Annotated in this window: 18 protein-coding genes; 15 read left to right on the top strand and 3 right to left on the bottom strand. The window is 44.9% G+C overall.

The window, feature by feature from the left end; translation table 11 throughout:
* Positions 1-393: 393 nt before the first annotated feature.
* From SPSYN_RS02835 to SPSYN_RS02825, 3 genes are read left to right on the top strand one after another with little or no spacing between them, the layout of a single operon-like run.
* Entirely contained in the window at positions 394-990 is a 597-nt protein-coding gene (locus SPSYN_RS02835) for a hypothetical protein (RefSeq protein WP_161821011.1), read from the top strand.
* Between the two features lie 30 nt (positions 991-1,020).
* Positions 1,021-1,254 carry a heavy-metal-associated domain-containing protein gene (locus SPSYN_RS02830; protein ID WP_161821010.1) on the top strand — a complete coding sequence of 78 codons (234 nt, stop codon included), beginning with the start codon at positions 1,021-1,023 and terminating at the stop codon, positions 1,252-1,254.
* 54 nt (positions 1,255-1,308) lie between these two features.
* Positions 1,309-1,755: a DMT family transporter gene (locus SPSYN_RS02825; RefSeq protein WP_161821009.1), complete on the top strand. Its 447-nt coding sequence runs from the start codon at positions 1,309-1,311 to the stop codon at positions 1,753-1,755.
* Here SPSYN_RS02825 and SPSYN_RS02820 read toward each other — a convergent pair.
* Entirely contained in the window at positions 1,744-2,463 is a 720-nt protein-coding gene (locus SPSYN_RS02820; protein WP_161821008.1) for a ZIP family metal transporter, read from the bottom strand. The genes SPSYN_RS02825 and SPSYN_RS02820 overlap by 12 nt on opposite strands.
* Positions 2,464-2,480: 17 nt before the next feature.
* Entirely contained in the window at positions 2,481-3,053 is a 573-nt protein-coding gene (locus tag SPSYN_RS02815) for a L,D-transpeptidase family protein (RefSeq protein ID WP_161821007.1), read from the bottom strand.
* Positions 3,054-3,182: 129 nt separating this feature from the next.
* Here SPSYN_RS02815 and ispE point away from each other — a divergent pair, with 129 nt between their 5' ends.
* From ispE to SPSYN_RS02785, 6 genes are all read left to right on the top strand, one after another.
* Positions 3,183-4,055: a 4-(cytidine 5'-diphospho)-2-C-methyl-D-erythritol kinase gene (gene ispE, locus SPSYN_RS02810; RefSeq protein ID WP_161821006.1), complete on the top strand. Its 873-nt coding sequence runs from the start codon at positions 3,183-3,185 to the stop codon at positions 4,053-4,055.
* A gap of 49 nt (positions 4,056-4,104) precedes the next feature.
* Entirely contained in the window at positions 4,105-4,788 is a 684-nt protein-coding gene (locus SPSYN_RS02805; RefSeq protein WP_161821005.1) for a GntR family transcriptional regulator, read from the top strand.
* Positions 4,785-5,543, top strand: a complete 759-nt coding sequence (locus SPSYN_RS02800) for a nucleotidyltransferase family protein (protein ID WP_161821004.1) — start codon at positions 4,785-4,787, stop codon at positions 5,541-5,543. The genes SPSYN_RS02805 and SPSYN_RS02800 overlap by 4 nt, the downstream gene beginning before the upstream one ends.
* Positions 5,544-5,804: 261 nt before the next feature.
* Positions 5,805-6,059 carry a septation regulator SpoVG gene (gene spoVG, locus SPSYN_RS02795; protein ID WP_161821003.1) on the top strand — a complete coding sequence of 85 codons (255 nt, stop codon included), beginning with the start codon at positions 5,805-5,807 and terminating at the stop codon, positions 6,057-6,059.
* Between the two features lie 197 nt (positions 6,060-6,256).
* Entirely contained in the window at positions 6,257-7,621 is a 1,365-nt protein-coding gene (gene glmU / locus SPSYN_RS02790; RefSeq protein WP_161821002.1) for a bifunctional UDP-N-acetylglucosamine diphosphorylase/glucosamine-1-phosphate N-acetyltransferase GlmU, read from the top strand.
* Between the two features lie 41 nt (positions 7,622-7,662).
* Complete coding sequence (locus SPSYN_RS02785; protein WP_161821001.1) at positions 7,663-8,607, top strand: ribose-phosphate diphosphokinase; 945 nt, start codon at positions 7,663-7,665, stop codon at positions 8,605-8,607.
* A gap of 49 nt (positions 8,608-8,656) precedes the next feature.
* Here the strand turns inward: SPSYN_RS02785 and SPSYN_RS02780 are convergent, their stop codons facing one another.
* Positions 8,657-9,427, bottom strand: coding sequence for a PRC-barrel domain-containing protein (locus tag SPSYN_RS02780; protein ID WP_161821000.1), 771 nt, complete (start codon positions 9,425-9,427; stop codon positions 8,657-8,659).
* 108 nt (positions 9,428-9,535) lie between these two features.
* On the opposite strand from SPSYN_RS02780, the gene SPSYN_RS02775 reads away from it, so the two are divergent.
* From SPSYN_RS02775 to mfd, 6 genes are all read left to right on the top strand, one after another.
* Positions 9,536-10,165, top strand: a complete 630-nt coding sequence (locus SPSYN_RS02775) for a 50S ribosomal protein L25 (RefSeq protein WP_161820999.1) — start codon at positions 9,536-9,538, stop codon at positions 10,163-10,165.
* A gap of 70 nt (positions 10,166-10,235) precedes the next feature.
* Positions 10,236-10,523, top strand: coding sequence for a hypothetical protein (locus tag SPSYN_RS02770; protein ID WP_161820998.1), 288 nt, complete (start codon positions 10,236-10,238; stop codon positions 10,521-10,523).
* Positions 10,524-10,678: 155 nt separating this feature from the next.
* Positions 10,679-11,254 (top strand): aminoacyl-tRNA hydrolase, encoded by a 576-nt coding sequence (gene pth, locus SPSYN_RS02765; protein ID WP_161820997.1) that lies wholly within the window; start codon positions 10,679-10,681, stop codon positions 11,252-11,254.
* A gap of 39 nt (positions 11,255-11,293) precedes the next feature.
* Entirely contained in the window at positions 11,294-11,662 is a 369-nt protein-coding gene (locus SPSYN_RS02760; RefSeq protein WP_161820996.1) for a hypothetical protein, read from the top strand.
* A 34-nt stretch (positions 11,663-11,696) separates the two neighbouring features.
* Positions 11,697-11,927 (top strand): hypothetical protein, encoded by a 231-nt coding sequence (locus SPSYN_RS02755; RefSeq protein WP_161820995.1) that lies wholly within the window; start codon positions 11,697-11,699, stop codon positions 11,925-11,927.
* 70 nt (positions 11,928-11,997) lie between these two features.
* The gene (gene mfd, locus SPSYN_RS02750) at positions 11,998-15,516 is read left to right on the top strand and encodes a transcription-repair coupling factor (RefSeq protein ID WP_161820994.1); all 3,519 of its coding nucleotides are present in this window, start codon (positions 11,998-12,000) and stop codon (positions 15,514-15,516) included.
* The last annotated feature ends 11 nt before the right edge of the window (positions 15,517-15,527 follow it).

Below are 15,527 nucleotides of genomic sequence, written 5' to 3'. Positions count from 1 at the left end.
TACCTGAGCCTAAAAAACTTAAATGTGCGAGGGTTCAAAAAAGTAAAAGCGCGTGTCTTATTATCATGTATTGCAATGTTATCCACAGCGATGGTTTCAGTATTTGAGCCCAAAGTTGTAAAGCAGGTAGCTTAGGCGATACTGGTATTTTAAAACTCTCTATAGCTCAAAGGGGTATTTTTGTCCATTTTTGATTATCCACAGTTATAAAATAGCATTTAGCATAGCAACTTACCATAACTGTGTTAAGTTAATGCGATTGCAGTTCTAAATTATGGCATTGAATTTTATGCTACAGAAATTATGCAAAATGCTTATTTAATATGTTATGAAAATAATCGGTAAATAGTTACTTTTATGGCAAACCACAAAAATAAATGAGGTGGTTAAGATATGGATGAGGATAAGATGGAAAAGATATTGGGTAAAATACTGGACTATCAGTCCGAGCACAAGGTGGATGACGACAATATTTTAATTATGCTGAGCTTGATTGACCTGATGGGCATAATTGATGTTCTCAAACGGGAGGGGGAAAACAGCGCTGCAGGTGCCGGATTAAATTCCGGTCCTGGCAATATAGAAACACTGTTGGGTCCGGTCATGGCCTTAATGGCTTCTGGTATGGGTAAGGGGGGGGCTACCGGAGATGGGCAGAACACCTTTAACCCTGCAGCGCTATTAAGTCTATTGGGTAGTGGACTAGTAGGAGGGCAAATTAAGGGCAGTGCACCTGACCTAACTGCACTATTCAGTCTGTTGGGGCCACTATTGGGTATGGCAGGAGTCGGTAAGCAAGCCCACGGCCATACTGAACATGGTCAAGAACGGGGGAATAAGCCGCAGCCCGTACAACGAGAGATAAATCTAGATAACAAATATAAAAACTCCGCCTCAGGTACGGTCATTACAGGCGAGGGTGCCGGCGGTCAAAAAAATGAGCAGCCACCCAAATCTGGTGAGGTATTGAAATGGAAATTCGGGACATGATAGACGTAAAGATCAACCGGGGGTGATTAATTGAGTGTAAACGATAGTACCTTTAAAGAGACCTTATGGGTGGGAGGCTTGCGTGACGCAGATGGCGGACGAGAGATTGAACATAATTTAACTCAAGTGGATGGGGTGCGGAATGTTCAGGTAGTTCTGGATGAAGGAACGATAACCGTTGATTACGACCCGGCTGTAATTAGCGGAGATTACCTACGCCGCACTTTAAATTCCTTGGGCTATTCACCGTACGTGCGCTATTAAAGCGGGCTTTGAAGCCCGCTTTTTAATGAGTCATTAAGAAGGCGGTGATGTAACATGAGTGCTAAGTTATTGGCCTTGCTGATTGCCGCTGGATCAGGGGTGGCTATGGCTCTGCAGGGTTCACTTAACGCTACTTTGGGTAAAATAATCGGTCTGTTGGAAACAACCTTTATTGTTCACCTAGTAGGTTTAATGGTGGTGTTTCTATTACTTTTTGTCTTTCAGCTGGGCGATGGAGAGTGGTACCGTTATACTGAAGCACCTTGGTATACTTATCTAGGTGGCCTACTGGGCGTACTTATCATATATTTAGTGGCGCGCTCCATACCTCCTCTGGGTGTGGCGGTAGCCACTACTGCAATAATTGTTGGACAAGTAATGACTGCTTGCCTGGTGGATCACTTGGGCTTGTTTGGTCTGGAAAAGGCATCGTTTACTTGGTACCGGGTGGCCGGTACTGCTTTAATGGCTTCCGGTGCTTTTTTAATTTTAAAAAAATAAATTCATTCGATACATAAACCAAAAGCCAAATATCATGCCCAGCAGGGCATAAATGCCTTGGTTATTTAGTGAAGCCGGCACCAGTTTTTCGGTAACGATATAAATCATAGCACCGGCCGCTAAAGCCATCAATAAGGCATTAATGGCAGGTGCAACTTTTAGCATGCATAAGCCAAGCAGTGTTCCCAGAGGGGTAACCAGGCTGATTAGAGCGTTAATACCTAGAACTTGTCTGCTACCCATACCTCCGGCTATTAAAGGGGCAGCAGTGGCCATGCCCTCCGGTATATTGTGTAATCCGATGGCAAGAGCCAGTACCGGCCCAAGCTGTGTCGAGGCCGAGTAACCAGCGGCTATGGCGATACCTTCAGGAAGGTCATGTAGAGCGATACCCAAAGCAATTAAATAACCCATACGCAGGTAAACCTGACTGGTACGATGTCCGGGCATTAATTTGGAAAGTAAATAGTCAAGGCTTGTCACCAATAAAAAACCGCCGACAAAACCGACTAAGCTAATGCCCGGGCTGGCGAGGGCCAGTGAAGTGGGCAAAAGGTCCATTATCACCACTGCGGTCATCACACCCGAGGCAAGCCCCAGCAAAACAGCCAATACAGGTTCCTTCATTTGCCCCCACAGCATAGTTACAGCTGCGCCCAGACATGTGCCCAAACCAGCAATGAGTGAGTGTAGTAATATAAAAGTCAATTGATCACCTGCCTGTATCAGGGAATAAATATGGTTTGCCCTACAGCAATTGTGTTGGGATCTGTTATGTTGTTAGTTAAGATTAGCTGATTAAGATTTACGTTAAACGATTTAGCGATTTTCCAAAGGGTATCCCCAGGCCGGACTGTGTATGTTTTTCTATTGCTGCCTCCGGTAAGGTTAATTCCACTGACGTGTTTAAATGCGGGAGTTGTTACTTGTTCAGATCGAACGTAAATATGTACCGGTGTGCCAATGTATACACATGGAAAAAGTTCCTCTATATGGTGGTTGTGCATGCGAATACAGCCCAACGATACGGCCTGCCCGATGGAGGAAGGGTTGTTATTGCCGTGAATCCCGTAGTTGCCGCCAGGAATGGTTAGGCCTATCCAGCGGGTACCAAGCACACCGCCAGGATTGACAATTTTATTTTTAACTTTGTAACTGCCCGCTGGGGTGGGTGTGGATGGTTTACCCACAGCTATGGGGTATACTTTGATGAGCCGTTCTCCGATATAATAATTCAGTTTGCGGATGGTTGTATTGATTGATATATGGCCTCCGGCTTCTATCTTGGCAGTTGCCAAGTGACCACGCTCCTTTCTCTACAATGTATGAAACAATTTGGACAAAAATGCCTTAGTCGGGTACTTGTCTTCTCAGCATTTTTTGGATACACTAAGAAATTAAACATATAAAGGAAAGCGTGACATAAGATGCTGGTGAGGGCTTATGCTAAAATTAACCTTGTCCTGGATGTGCTGGGCACGAGGGCGGACGGGTACCATGAACTGTTCACTATCATGCAGACTTTGGACTTGCATGATGTGGTGGAACTTACTGAAGCCAGGGATATTGAACTTGTTGTAGAAGGAGCTAATCTTACTGCCGGCCCGGAAAACTTAGCCTATCGAGCCGCTGATTTGCTGCGGCGCCAATCAGGATATTCCAAGGGTGCTAAAATTAAGCTGGTGAAACACATTCCCATAGAGGCTGGCTTGGCCGGTGGCTCTGCGGATGCTGCTGCGGTTTTGCGCGGACTCAACGAGTTATGGAAGCTGGGTATGGGTGTAAATGAGCTTGAGTCTCTGGGCGCTGTTATTGGTTCTGATGTCCCTTTTTGCCTTAAGGGTGGCACAGCTCTGGTGCAAGGGCGTGGGGAAAAGGTGGATTCCCTGCCCAGTTTGCCCCCCCTGGCTGTTTTGTTGGTTAAACCATCCTTTGGATTGAGCACCGGCCAAGTGTATCGTATGTATGACGATATAAAAAAGCCTTTTCACCCGGATGGACAGGGTATGCTGCAAGCTGTTTGCTGTGGCGATGTGAGCGGTGTTGTTGCTCGTTTGGGCAATGCTTTAGAGCAGGTTGTCCTAGCTAGACATTCAGAAATCAGAGAGATAAAAGAGATTTTAGCGGCCTTTGGCGCTAATGGTGTTTTAATGAGCGGTAGCGGACCTACTGTATTCGGTTTATTTGATAACGAGTCTTTGGCGGTAAAGACAGCAGGCAGGTTGCAAAAAAGGAACTTTGGGGTATGGGCAACCAAGTTCTGTACTTCCAAAGCTGGTTGGCAAACCTTGCGGGGTTAGTTGAAATAATGGTAAAATGTATTGTAAACTTTTATAGGGGGCGGGGGAATTGAACGAACCGAGATTATTACCGATTAAACTGGATAACTATAAACCCCTGCGTGAGATAGTATTTGAAACTTTGCGGGAAGCAATTATCCAAGGCAACCTTGAACCAGGGGAACGGCTGATGGAAATCCAGCTGGCTGAGGAAATGGGCGTCAGCCGTACTCCGGTGCGAGAGGCAATCAGAAAGTTGGAACTGGAAGGCTTTGTAGTTATGGTCCCGCGCAAAGGGGCATATGTAGCCGGCATTTCTGTTAAGGACATTGCTGATGTTTTTGAAGTGCGGGCGGCTTTAGAAGCCCTCGCGGCAGGCCTTGCTGCAGAAAGAGCTACCGCCGAGGAACTGGAAGAAATGGAACGGGTATCTCTCCATATATACGAAGCTGGAGATAGTGAGATAGATAGTATTGTGGAAAGGGACACTGATTTTCATAATTTAATATATAAAGCCAGCCGTAACCAGCGATTGATTCAAATTATCACCTTGTTGAAGGAACAGATACAGCGTTTCCGAACCACTTCTCTGTCCCAGCCCGGTCGTTTAAAACATGCTGTTGACGAACACAAAGGTATTATTGAGGCTATTAGTGAACATAACATAGAACTAGCCAGCCTACTGGCACGGGAACATATTGAAACCGCCGAACAAACTTTCCTTAGCGCCATAGGGGAGGATAATAAAAGGTGATTGATGCATTAGTGCTTGCAGGCAGCCCAAATGACGGTGCTTTGCGGGAGTGCAGCAGCGCCAGGTATGAAGCAATGATTGATATTAAGGGCAAATTAATGGTGGAATATGTAGTCGATGCACTCAAGCAGTGTGAACACATCGAGCGAATTGCTATTGTCGGCCCTAAAAGCGAATTAAGTATGTATTTTCAGGACAGCAAAAGAGAGGTGCTAGTTGAGCACGGTGGCCATCTGTATGAAAATGTGCTGCGTGGCTTACGCGAACTTCCTGGTGCTCAAAGAGTATTACTGGTTACTTCAGACATTCCGCTGATTACCCACCAGGCCATTGAGAATTTTATTGAACTCTGTGGTAGTGGGCAAGCCGATTTTTATTATCCAATTGTGCCCCGGGAATTGGTGGAAAAGCAGTACTCCACCAGCAGGCGTACTTATGTGCAATTAAAAGAAGGTGTTTATACAGGAGGCAATATTTTTTTGTTTAACCCCGGTGTAGTGGAAGAATGCATGCCTAGAGGACAAAAGTTGGTGGATGCCCGTAAAAGCCCTTTTAAGCTTTGTCGCCTAGTGGGGCTGTTATTTTTAATTAAATTTTTAATGAAAAATATTTCTCTTCAAGAGGCACAAAAAAAAGTATCACACTTGTTGGGGATTAAGGGGCGGGTAGTTATTAGTCCATACCCTGAAGTAGGGGTTGACGTTGATAAGCCCAGTGACCTTGAACTTGTATATAGACAATTGGAATTAGCTTGATTAAAGCCCGGTGGGTGGTTTGAGTTACACCGGGTTTTTTTATACATTAGAAAATTATGCTTGTCATATTTGTGGCAAGCGCTAAGGATTGAGTGCTAAAAAGCGCGCGCAGAGGGGACCGAATGGGCGCGCTTTTCTTGTTGCAGAAAATTTATATAAATTTTTCTAATAAGTAAGTAAATTGGCAGGGATTTTTATCTATTTGTAGAAGGATTTATGATAAAATTTGGCATAAATAGTTAGCTGGAAGGTGGTGAATGCGTGAACGTTACAGATGTGCGGGTACGCAAAGTATTGACCGAAGGTAAAATGAAAGCAATTGTTTCGGTAACCTTGGATGATATGTTTGTCATCCATGATGTCAAAGTAGTGGAAGGTCAAAACGGGTTATTCGTGGCTATGCCCAGCCGTAAAACCCCAGGTGGTGAATTTAGAGATATTGCTCATCCGATCAATACCTTTGCACGGGAGATAATTCAGGAAGCGGTGCTTAGAGCATACAGTGGTGCCATATAATTATTTAACTTTCTTATGTAATTATAAAAAAAGAGAGCGATAAGCTCTCTTTTTTAGCTAAGTATTAGAGCAATTGGTAGTTAAGGGTAAAAATATGTCATAATGAGAGGGAAAAGCAATTATTTGTTGAATTAAAAAGCGTGTGTCATAATATAATGAAGGCGATAAAATATGACCATCAGGAGGTATTGGGTTATATGCAGTTAGCAGCGGTTATTTTGGCAGCTGGTAAAGGTACTCGAATGAAGTCGGGTATACCCAAGGTTCTACATCAGGTCTGTGGGCGGCCTATGGTGGAGCATGTGCTGCTGGCAGTGCAAAGCATGGAAGTTAAGAAAACTGTTTTAGTGGTGGGACACCAAGGTGATTTAGTGGCGGAGATGATCGGCGAGCGGGCAGAAATTGTTTATCAGGCTGAACAACTTGGTACCGCCCACGCGTTATTGCAATGCGTTGATGTTTTTAGAGACTTTACTGGTGATATCCTGGTGATTTGTGGTGATACACCACTACTACAGCACCAGACTATATATGAATTATACACTGCACACAGCCGTAGTGGAGCTGTTGCTACCGTGCTAACAGCGAATTTGGCCGACCCTACCGGATATGGACGGGTAATCCGCAATGACACCAACGGGATCACTAAAATCGTAGAGCAAAAGGACGCTGTTCCCGCTGAACTAGCGGTTACTGAGATCAATACCGGTGTTTACTGTTTTTCAGCTAAAGGGTTATTTGAAGCATTATTACAAATTGGCTCTGATAATGCTCAGGGTGAATACTATCTTACTGATATTATCGAGTATTACATTGCTAGGGGTGACTCTGTGGGCGCTGTGCTTGTTGACGACGTCGATGAGGTATTGGGGGTAAATGATCGGTGTCAGCTGGCCGCAGTAGAAAAGATACTGCGCCGGCGAATTTTGGACAGGCTGATGATATCAGGGGTAACCATTATGGATCCCTCATCAACGTTTATTGATGATGATGTTGATATTGGTGCGGATACAGTTATATATCCATACACATTCATTGAAGGAAAATCGAAAATTGGCGAGAATTGTGTTATAGGTCCTTCATCACGATTAGTCAATGTGACAGTAGGCAGCCGCGTCAACGTGCAAAATTCAATAGTTTTGGATAGCCGGTTGGAGGATGAGTGCAATATTGGCCCCTTTGCTTATATCCGTCCGGGGTGCGTTGTGGAAAAAGACGTCAAGGTAGGGGACTTTGTAGAGCTCAAAAATTCTCACCTCCATCAAGGTTGTAAGGTGCCGCACCTTAGTTATGTTGGTGACGCTGAAGTTGGGCGGAAGGCAAACATTGGTGCCGGTACGATTACCTGCAACTATGACGGCGTAAATAAATCGCGCACTTGGATAGGTGAATACGCTTTTATTGGAAGTAACACCAACTTGGTAGCCCCGGTAGTAGTGGGTGACGGTGCTACAACAGGAGCGGGTTCTACTATTACTAAAGATGTCCCGCCTGGCGCGCTGGGCTTAACTAGGGATAAACAAAAGAATATCGAGGGCTGGGCTCAAAAAAGAAAAAAATAACTGGGAAAGACTAACAATTAATTATTTGGAGGTACGCGCAGATGTCATCCCGACAACAGCTGAAAATTTTTACCGGAAACGCCAACTCCGCCCTGGCAGAGGAAATTGCCCACTATCTCGGTGTTTCCGTGGGAGCTGCCAAGGTAACTCACTTTAGTGACGGGGAAATACAGGTTAAAATAAACGAAAGTGTGCGGGGAGCGGATGTTTTTATTATTCAACCCACCTGCGAGCCGGTAAACGAGCATTTGATGGAGCTGCTTGTCATGGTGGATGCTGTTCGCCGGGCGTCAGCTCGGAGAATTACCGCGGTAACTCCCTATTACGGATATGCACGACAAGACCGCAAGGCACGGGCACGTGATCCCATTACTGCTAAGCTAGTGGCTAATTTAATCACTGCGAGCGGCGCCCGTCGTGTTATAACTATGGATTTACATGCCGGGCAGATCCAGGGCTTTTTTGATATTCCGGTGGATCATCTACCTGGCGTACCGCTTTTAGCCCAGTATTTCATTCAGCAGAAATTGGATAATGTTGTAGTGGTGAGTCCTGATTTAGGCGGAGTACAGCGTGCCCGGGATTTAGCGGAAAGAATTGGAGCTCCTATTGCCATTATCGATAAACGGCGTCCGGAACCCAATGTAGCGGAAATTATGCATATTATAGGGGATATTAAAGGTAAGAATGTAATCATGATTGACGATATCATAGACACAGCCGGTACCATTACCCAAGGAGCGGTCGCCCTAAAAGAACTGGGAGCAAATGATGTCTATGCTTGTTGTACTCACCCTGTACTAAGCGGACCTGCAGTGAATCGATTAGCAGATGCTCCTATTAGGGAGGTGCTGGTAACAAATACTATTCCCTTGCCAGAATTAAAAAAGATCGATAAGATAAAGATACTTTCGGTAGCACCGCTTTTAGGAGAGGCTATTATTCGTATCCATGAGGATTTATCAGTAAGTAAACTTTTCGACTAAAAAAAGCCCCGCCTGGCGGGGCTTTTGGTGGCATGCAATACAAGTTAAGTTAATCTTTATTTAGTGGATTATTCTTTTCTGTTTGCTTTTCAAGTTCTTCTTGTTTAGCGGGCTCAACAGGCTCGACCTGTTCTTTTGACTTGGCGCTTGGCTCCACAACTGGAGGAATGGTTTCCCCGGCTTGTTTTTTATTGCGTTTTACCTTGGTGATAGAATTGTTTACATTTGAACCCAGTTCCCGTGTTTTTTGTATAGTAGATTCCCATAGGCTGCTAGTGGAATCTTTTACGCCGCGCAATTTTTCCTGTAAACCTCCATCCAATTTTACTGCTTCAACCAAAGCTTGATCTGAGCAGACAATCATGTTTTTGCCGATGGTAACGACATGGTTAATATCCAAAAAGGCTTTGCCGCTAAATAGGCTATTAATAAAACTACCACTGAATTCCAAACCAATTATTTCACCTGTTGCCAGATTTACATAATAATCGTCAGCTTCTCCTAGAAGTGTGCCGCTCTCGGTTACAATACGGGCACCGCTTATCTTTACCTTGCTTTTAGTTAAACTAATTATTTCCGGCAGGTTGCCGCCTTTTTGTACTATTGTGCCGTGCTTGACTGTTACAGCGTCTTCACCAACACTGTGTACATTGCTAAAAGGAATAAATTTTTGCTCGTTAAACCAACCCTTTTGTTCTATAATCAGGGCGGCTACCCTTTTTAAGCTGGGGTTAACCACCAGGCCTTTGATGATGCCTATTTGCTGGCCTTCCTCAAGGCTTATTACCGGCATGGACGTAAAATGTCTACTTTTGCGCATTATTAACACACCCCCTGTGCGCCAAAAATTATTAATATTTAATGTTATGTTGTTGGTAGGCATGATATAACCGTCAATAGGGAATATTATCCTTAAGGGGGTTTTAATATGACTAATCTTAATTTGCAGGTTAATCACAGGAAGCAAAAAGGTAGGAGTTATCGTAAACAGTTGGCTCGCCGGGAAATGATACCAGGGGTGGTTTATGGCAAGGCGGTGGGTAGTATTCCGGTTGAGGTGGAGTTAAGGCCACTGAAAAAAATTTTATCTCAGGGTGCTAATGCTTTGATTGACCTGACCATCAAAGGATTTAAAGGTGAAGAAGACAAGCAATACAAAGTGTTGATTAAGGATATACAATATGGAGCTATAAAACATGATTTAATTAGTGTAGATCTGCACCAGATCGCTTTGGATAGTGCTATTCAAGCTGCTGTACCAATTAATTTTGTCGGTGCAGTTAGCGATGGTATTGTACAAAATATCTTGCGCGAATTACAGGTATCCTGTCTTCCAACCGATATACCTAGAGAAATTAACGTTAATATAGAAGGATTAACTGTAGGAGATACTATTGCTGTTCGTGATATTGAAGTGCCAGGTAATCTACAGTTGGTGGACGAGCTCGATGCCACAGTAGTAACAGTGGTGGCACAACGGACAGAGGAACAACCTGATGTTGAGGTTGAAGCCGGTGAAGGTGAGCCAGGCACAGCAGGAGATGAAACGCCTGTTTAAGTGAACATGAACATTTTCTCCTTATCATGCATAAATTGGGATATGTATACAGATAAGGAGGCGATTTGGGATGGCTGATTCTGGAACCGGATATACTTCCGGCGGATATACCGGCGGTGGTTTGGGGGGCTCATACGGTCCCGGATACGGAATGACTTTCACCGAGCGGCTGAAAAACTCTTTAGGGAGAAATGTTACCGTTTATGTGGGCCAAGAATCCACTCCCGTCATGGGTAAGCTGCACGCCGTAGGCTCTGATTACGTGGAAGTGCACCGAATGAATAACATGAACAACACTATTAATGAGGCTATGCTTATACCTATGCATGCCATAATGGCTGTTTCTGTTCCAATGTAAAGCAGGAGTTAACATGTACTGCACTAAAGCAATAAACAGTCCTGGTTACCCTCTGTTTTTTAGGAGAGGGTGACTTTTTTTTTAAAATAAATATAGAATATAGTATAAAATAATAGCAAGCATTGGTAAGTATACTAAAGCGGAGGGAGTTCATTTTGAAACTACTGGTGGGTTTGGGCAACCCGGGACTCAAATATGCTTTAACAAAGCACAATGTTGGTTTCTCGGCGGTTGACCGATTGGCGGGTTGGTTGAACACGGAGGTGAACCGTTCTTTTTTACGCTCCTTTGTGGGACAAGGGGTTTATGCGGGTGAAAAAATTATCCTGGCCAAGCCACAGACATATATGAATCTGAGCGGTGAAGCAGTTGTTCTACTATTAAATTGGTGTAAGCTAACGCCTGCAGACCTGATAGTTATTTATGATGATTTGGACATACCGCCAGGTCGCTTGCGGATTCGTGAGCGCGGCAGTGCTGGTGGACACCGGGGGCTTGCCTCCATAATCGGCAAAATTGGTAGTGGTGATTTTGTTCGGGTGCGCATAGGCATTGGGCGTCCTCCCGTGCCTGGCCCAGAAATGGTAGATTGGGTATTGGCGAAACCTGTCCCCGAAGATGAAGCAAAGATTGCCCGGGTATTGGATATCGTACCTGAGGTGGTGGCGGAGATAATCAGAAATGGGGTAATATCCGCCATGAATAAGTTCAACGGCAATCAAACAGTATAAGCTTACTCGCAAATGTCAATATTATAAAAGGGGAGTTTATTGTTTGTATTAGCAGGTTTGCTATCCGCAGTTTTAGCACGCTGCATTCTGGGTCTGGTTGGCCAGGCCGGCAGTATGGTCATTATTGTTCTGGTTGCACCGGTGGTAGAGGAAGTTGCTAAAACAGGGTCGGCGCTTCTTTTAGACACTGATATTTTCCTGGCGCACATGGTGTTCGGCGGTGCGGAGCTAGTTTCAGATTTCCTTAATAGGCGCAGTCTTTGGCCGGGTCTGGTGGCACTGGTGCTGCACAGTATATTAGGTATAGCTACAGCCTGGCTATTAGGTTATGTCGGGGTAACGATTGCTGTAGCACTGGTGGTTCTGTTGCATGGGCTGTGGAACTATACAACTGTGCGGTTGCTGTGACCAGTTAAGCTATTGGATATGGTGGGTGAAAAAAGTGAAAATATACCACGTCTGTGAGTGTTGCGACCAGGTGTATGAGATTACCGATTCAGTCAGCCGAACTTCCAGCACAGAATTGGATAACTTGACTGGAGCAAAAACGGGGGATATAATGATATTAGAACCTGAAAATGGAAGCAGTGTCGTCTCGGGCTTATGTTATGAGTGCTACGAAGAAATATACGGTACTAGTGAACATTTTTTTTACTCTTCGAGACTTAATTAAGAAGGAAAAGGCCGGAGCTTTAGCGTGATGGCGCTAAAGCTTTTTTGTGATGCTTTTTAAGGTGATCTTAATGCAAGGTTTATTAAAATTAATTAAAGACACCACGGAATATTCGAGCCTGGTAAATGGATTGGCTGATAACCGGAGCCAACAACAGGTATTTGGGTTGACTGGTGCCCAGCGTAATCTTGTTATTGCGGCACTGGTTGATGCCGGATATCCAACTATGCTGATAGTTACCGCGAATGAGGTGGAAGCCGGGCAGGTGGCGGATGATTTATCTGTGTTGCTACCGCAAAAGCAAGTAGTGCAATTTCCGATTAGTGAACAATTGCCATTTCAATTGCTAGCTCACGGTATAGATGTTACGGCGGCCCGACTGACTGTGTTGGAAGGGTTGTGCTGCCTAAAGCCCATGGTTATAGTAGCACCTGTGGAGGCGCTGTTGGGCCGATTAAGCCCACCGGATGTTTTTGCCGGTGCTGGCTTAAAGCTGGCTGTAGGTGACTTGCAGGATACCGGTGAACTGGGCCAGCATTTAGTAGCTATAGGCTATGAAAGAGTTCAATTGGTAGAAAGATCTGGCCAATTCAGCGTGCGCGGTGGCATTGTAGACATTTTCCCCATAATTTCCGAGACGCCTGTGCGGTTGGAATTTTTTGATGACGTAGTTGAATCTATTCGACTATTTGATATTGAATCGCAGCGGTCAGATAAAAAAATTGAAAGGTTGAATATTCCCCCAGCTCGTGAAATGGTGGCCAGTAAAACATCATGGGAAATGGGGTATAGATCTGTTAAGGCGGAGTACCAGATCGCTCAGCGCAAACTAGCCAAATCAAGCGATCCAACAGCGTTGAGCTTCTTCGAAGAACATTTCGGTCATCTGCTTGATATGCTGAATGAGGGTGTATATTTTCTGGGATTGGAACAATTTATGCCCTATTTTTATCCCCGGCCAGTCAGTTTTCTGGACTATTTGCCGATGGGAACACCTGTTTTGATAAATGAACCCTTAAGAATAAGAGAAGTTGTGCAGAGTATTCAACGGGAGCGAACCGAGACATATGCAGAGCTTTTTAGCAAAGGTAAGGTGCTGCCCGGCCAGGTTAAGTGTTACTTAAACTGGGACGAACTGTATGAAGGTATCTCTGCCCGGCGAGCGGTATACTTTTCTTTTATGCCCCGCCAGGCACCGTTTATCCGCCCGCAAAACATAATTAATTTTACAGCTAAATCGATGAACAGTTTCCTGGGGCACACCAATCTTTTAGCTGATGAAATTCGTCAGTGGCGTCGCAATGGTTATGCCGTGGTACTTTTGGTAACGGGACAGGATCGAGGACACCACTTGCTGGACGCGCTTAAAGATGAAAAAGTAGATGCGTTTTATATATCATTACTGGATGCAGAGGTTAAGACAGGTCATGTGGTGATTAGTCACGGACAGCTTTCCGGGGGCTTTGAACTGGTCAATGCTCGCTTGGTGGTAATCACTGAAGGAGAAATTTATGGCCAGCGAAAGCGTAAAAAACGGGAGCAGCCTCGGGAAACGGGTAACCGTTTAGATCTGTTTACCGACCTGAAAGCTGGCGACTATGTGGTGCATGTAAACCATGGTATTGGTCGCTACATGGGTATAGTACCGTTGGATATAGGCAATATTCGCAAGGAATACCTGTTGATCAAATACGCCGGTGAGGATAAGCTGTATGTGCCCACTGACCAGGTGTCGCTGTTGCAAAAATACTTGGGCGCCGAGGTCGATAGTCCACGACTTTCTAGGCTGGGTGGAGCCGAATGGAACCGGATTAAAAATCGGGTCCGGGAAGCGGTGCGGGATATGGCCCAGGAACTCTTGGCCCTTTATGCTGCCCGGGAAACAGTGCAGGGATACGCTTTTGGAGCAGACACCATATGGCAGAAGGAGTTTGAGGATGCTTTTCCTTACGAGGAAACACCGGACCAGTTGCGGGCTATAAGTGAGACCAAAAAAGATATGGAAAATCCGCGACCTATGGATCGATTGCTATGCGGCGATGTGGGCTATGGTAAAACCGAAGTGGCTTTGCGAGCTGCATTTAAGGCGGTAATGGAAAGTAAACAGGTGGCAGTGCTTGTACCAACCACCATACTTGCCCAGCAACATTATAATACTTTTCGGGAACGGTTTGCTGGTTACCCTGTGACGGTTGAGATGCTCAGCCGGTTCCGGACGCCCAGAGAGCAACGTCAAATTGTCCAGGACCTTAAAGATGGGCGTATAGATATAGTTATAGGCACCCACCGGTTGGTGCAGGAAGACATTGTTTTTAAGGATCTTGGTTTATTGGTCGTGGACGAAGAACAGCGTTTCGGTGTAACACACAAGGAAAAACTTAAAAAATTGCGTACCAGTGTTGATGTGTTGACACTGACTGCAACACCTATTCCCCGTACTTTGCATATGTCACTTGTGGGGGTACGTGATACCAGCTTGCTTGAGACGCCGCCGGAAAACAGGTTTCCAGTGCAAACCTATGTACTGGAGGAAGACCCGCTATTAATCAGGGAAGCGATCCGTCGGGAGTTGGGACGGGACGGTCAGGTGTATTATGTACACAACCGGGTTAATGAGCTGGACAATGTAGCCATGTGGGTCAAAGAGCTAGTGCCTGAAGCCCGCATAGTTACTGCCCACGGGCAAATGCGAGAAGAAGAGCTAGAGCAGATTATGCTTGACTTTATTGACGGTGCTTATGATGTACTTGTTTGTACCACGATAATCGAAAGTGGCCTAGATATTTCAAATGTTAATACGTTAATTGTTAGAGATGCTGACCATTTTGGTTTAGCTCAGCTTTACCAGTTACGTGGCCGGGTAGGCCGTACAAACCGGTTGGCTTATGCTTACCTTACTTTTCGTAAAGACCGGGTGCTAAATGAAATAGCCGAAAAAAGGCTGGCAGCAATAAAGGAATTTACCGAGTTGGGTTCAGGTTATAAAATTGCTATGCGTGATCTGGAAATCAGAGGTGCTGGTAATTTACTTGGGGCAGAACAGCATGGTCATATTGCTGCCGTGGGCTTTGATCTGTACTGCAGGCTGTTAGATGAGGCGGTGCGTGAGGCCAGGGGACAGTGTGAGGAGCATCCGGTGGATACCGTGGTAGAACTGCCCATTGAGGCATATATACCTAACGAGTATATCCCCGATCCTAATCAAAAGGTTGAAATATATCGGCGCATTGCTTCCATAAAGAAAGGGAGTACAATTTCTGACCTTGAGGAGGAATTGATAGACCGTTTTGGTGATTTACCCAATTCCGTGCAAAATCTGCTAAAGATTTCCCAGATCAGAGTTTTGGCTGGGTATTTAAAAATTAAACTGGTTAACAAACAGCAGGGTTTTTACCGGCTTACCTTTGCCCCTGGGCATACCCTTACTGGCGAAAAACTAGTCAAAGTGGGGGAATACTATAGGAATAAAGTCAAATTTAGCAACACTGATAGTGAATTTGAAATTCGATATAAAATCCGTGAGGCCGGACGTTCACCAGCCCAGCAATTAGATGAGCTGGAAAATTTATTAAAAGTATTAGCAAATTAACATTTATTAAC

This window comes from Sporotomaculum syntrophicum (assembly GCF_009932395.1).
GTDB lineage: Bacteria > Bacillota > Desulfotomaculia > Desulfotomaculales > Desulfallaceae > Sporotomaculum > Sporotomaculum syntrophicum.
The sequence above is the reverse complement of the archived record's forward strand: the minus strand, read 5'-3'. Positions and strand labels throughout refer to the sequence as shown.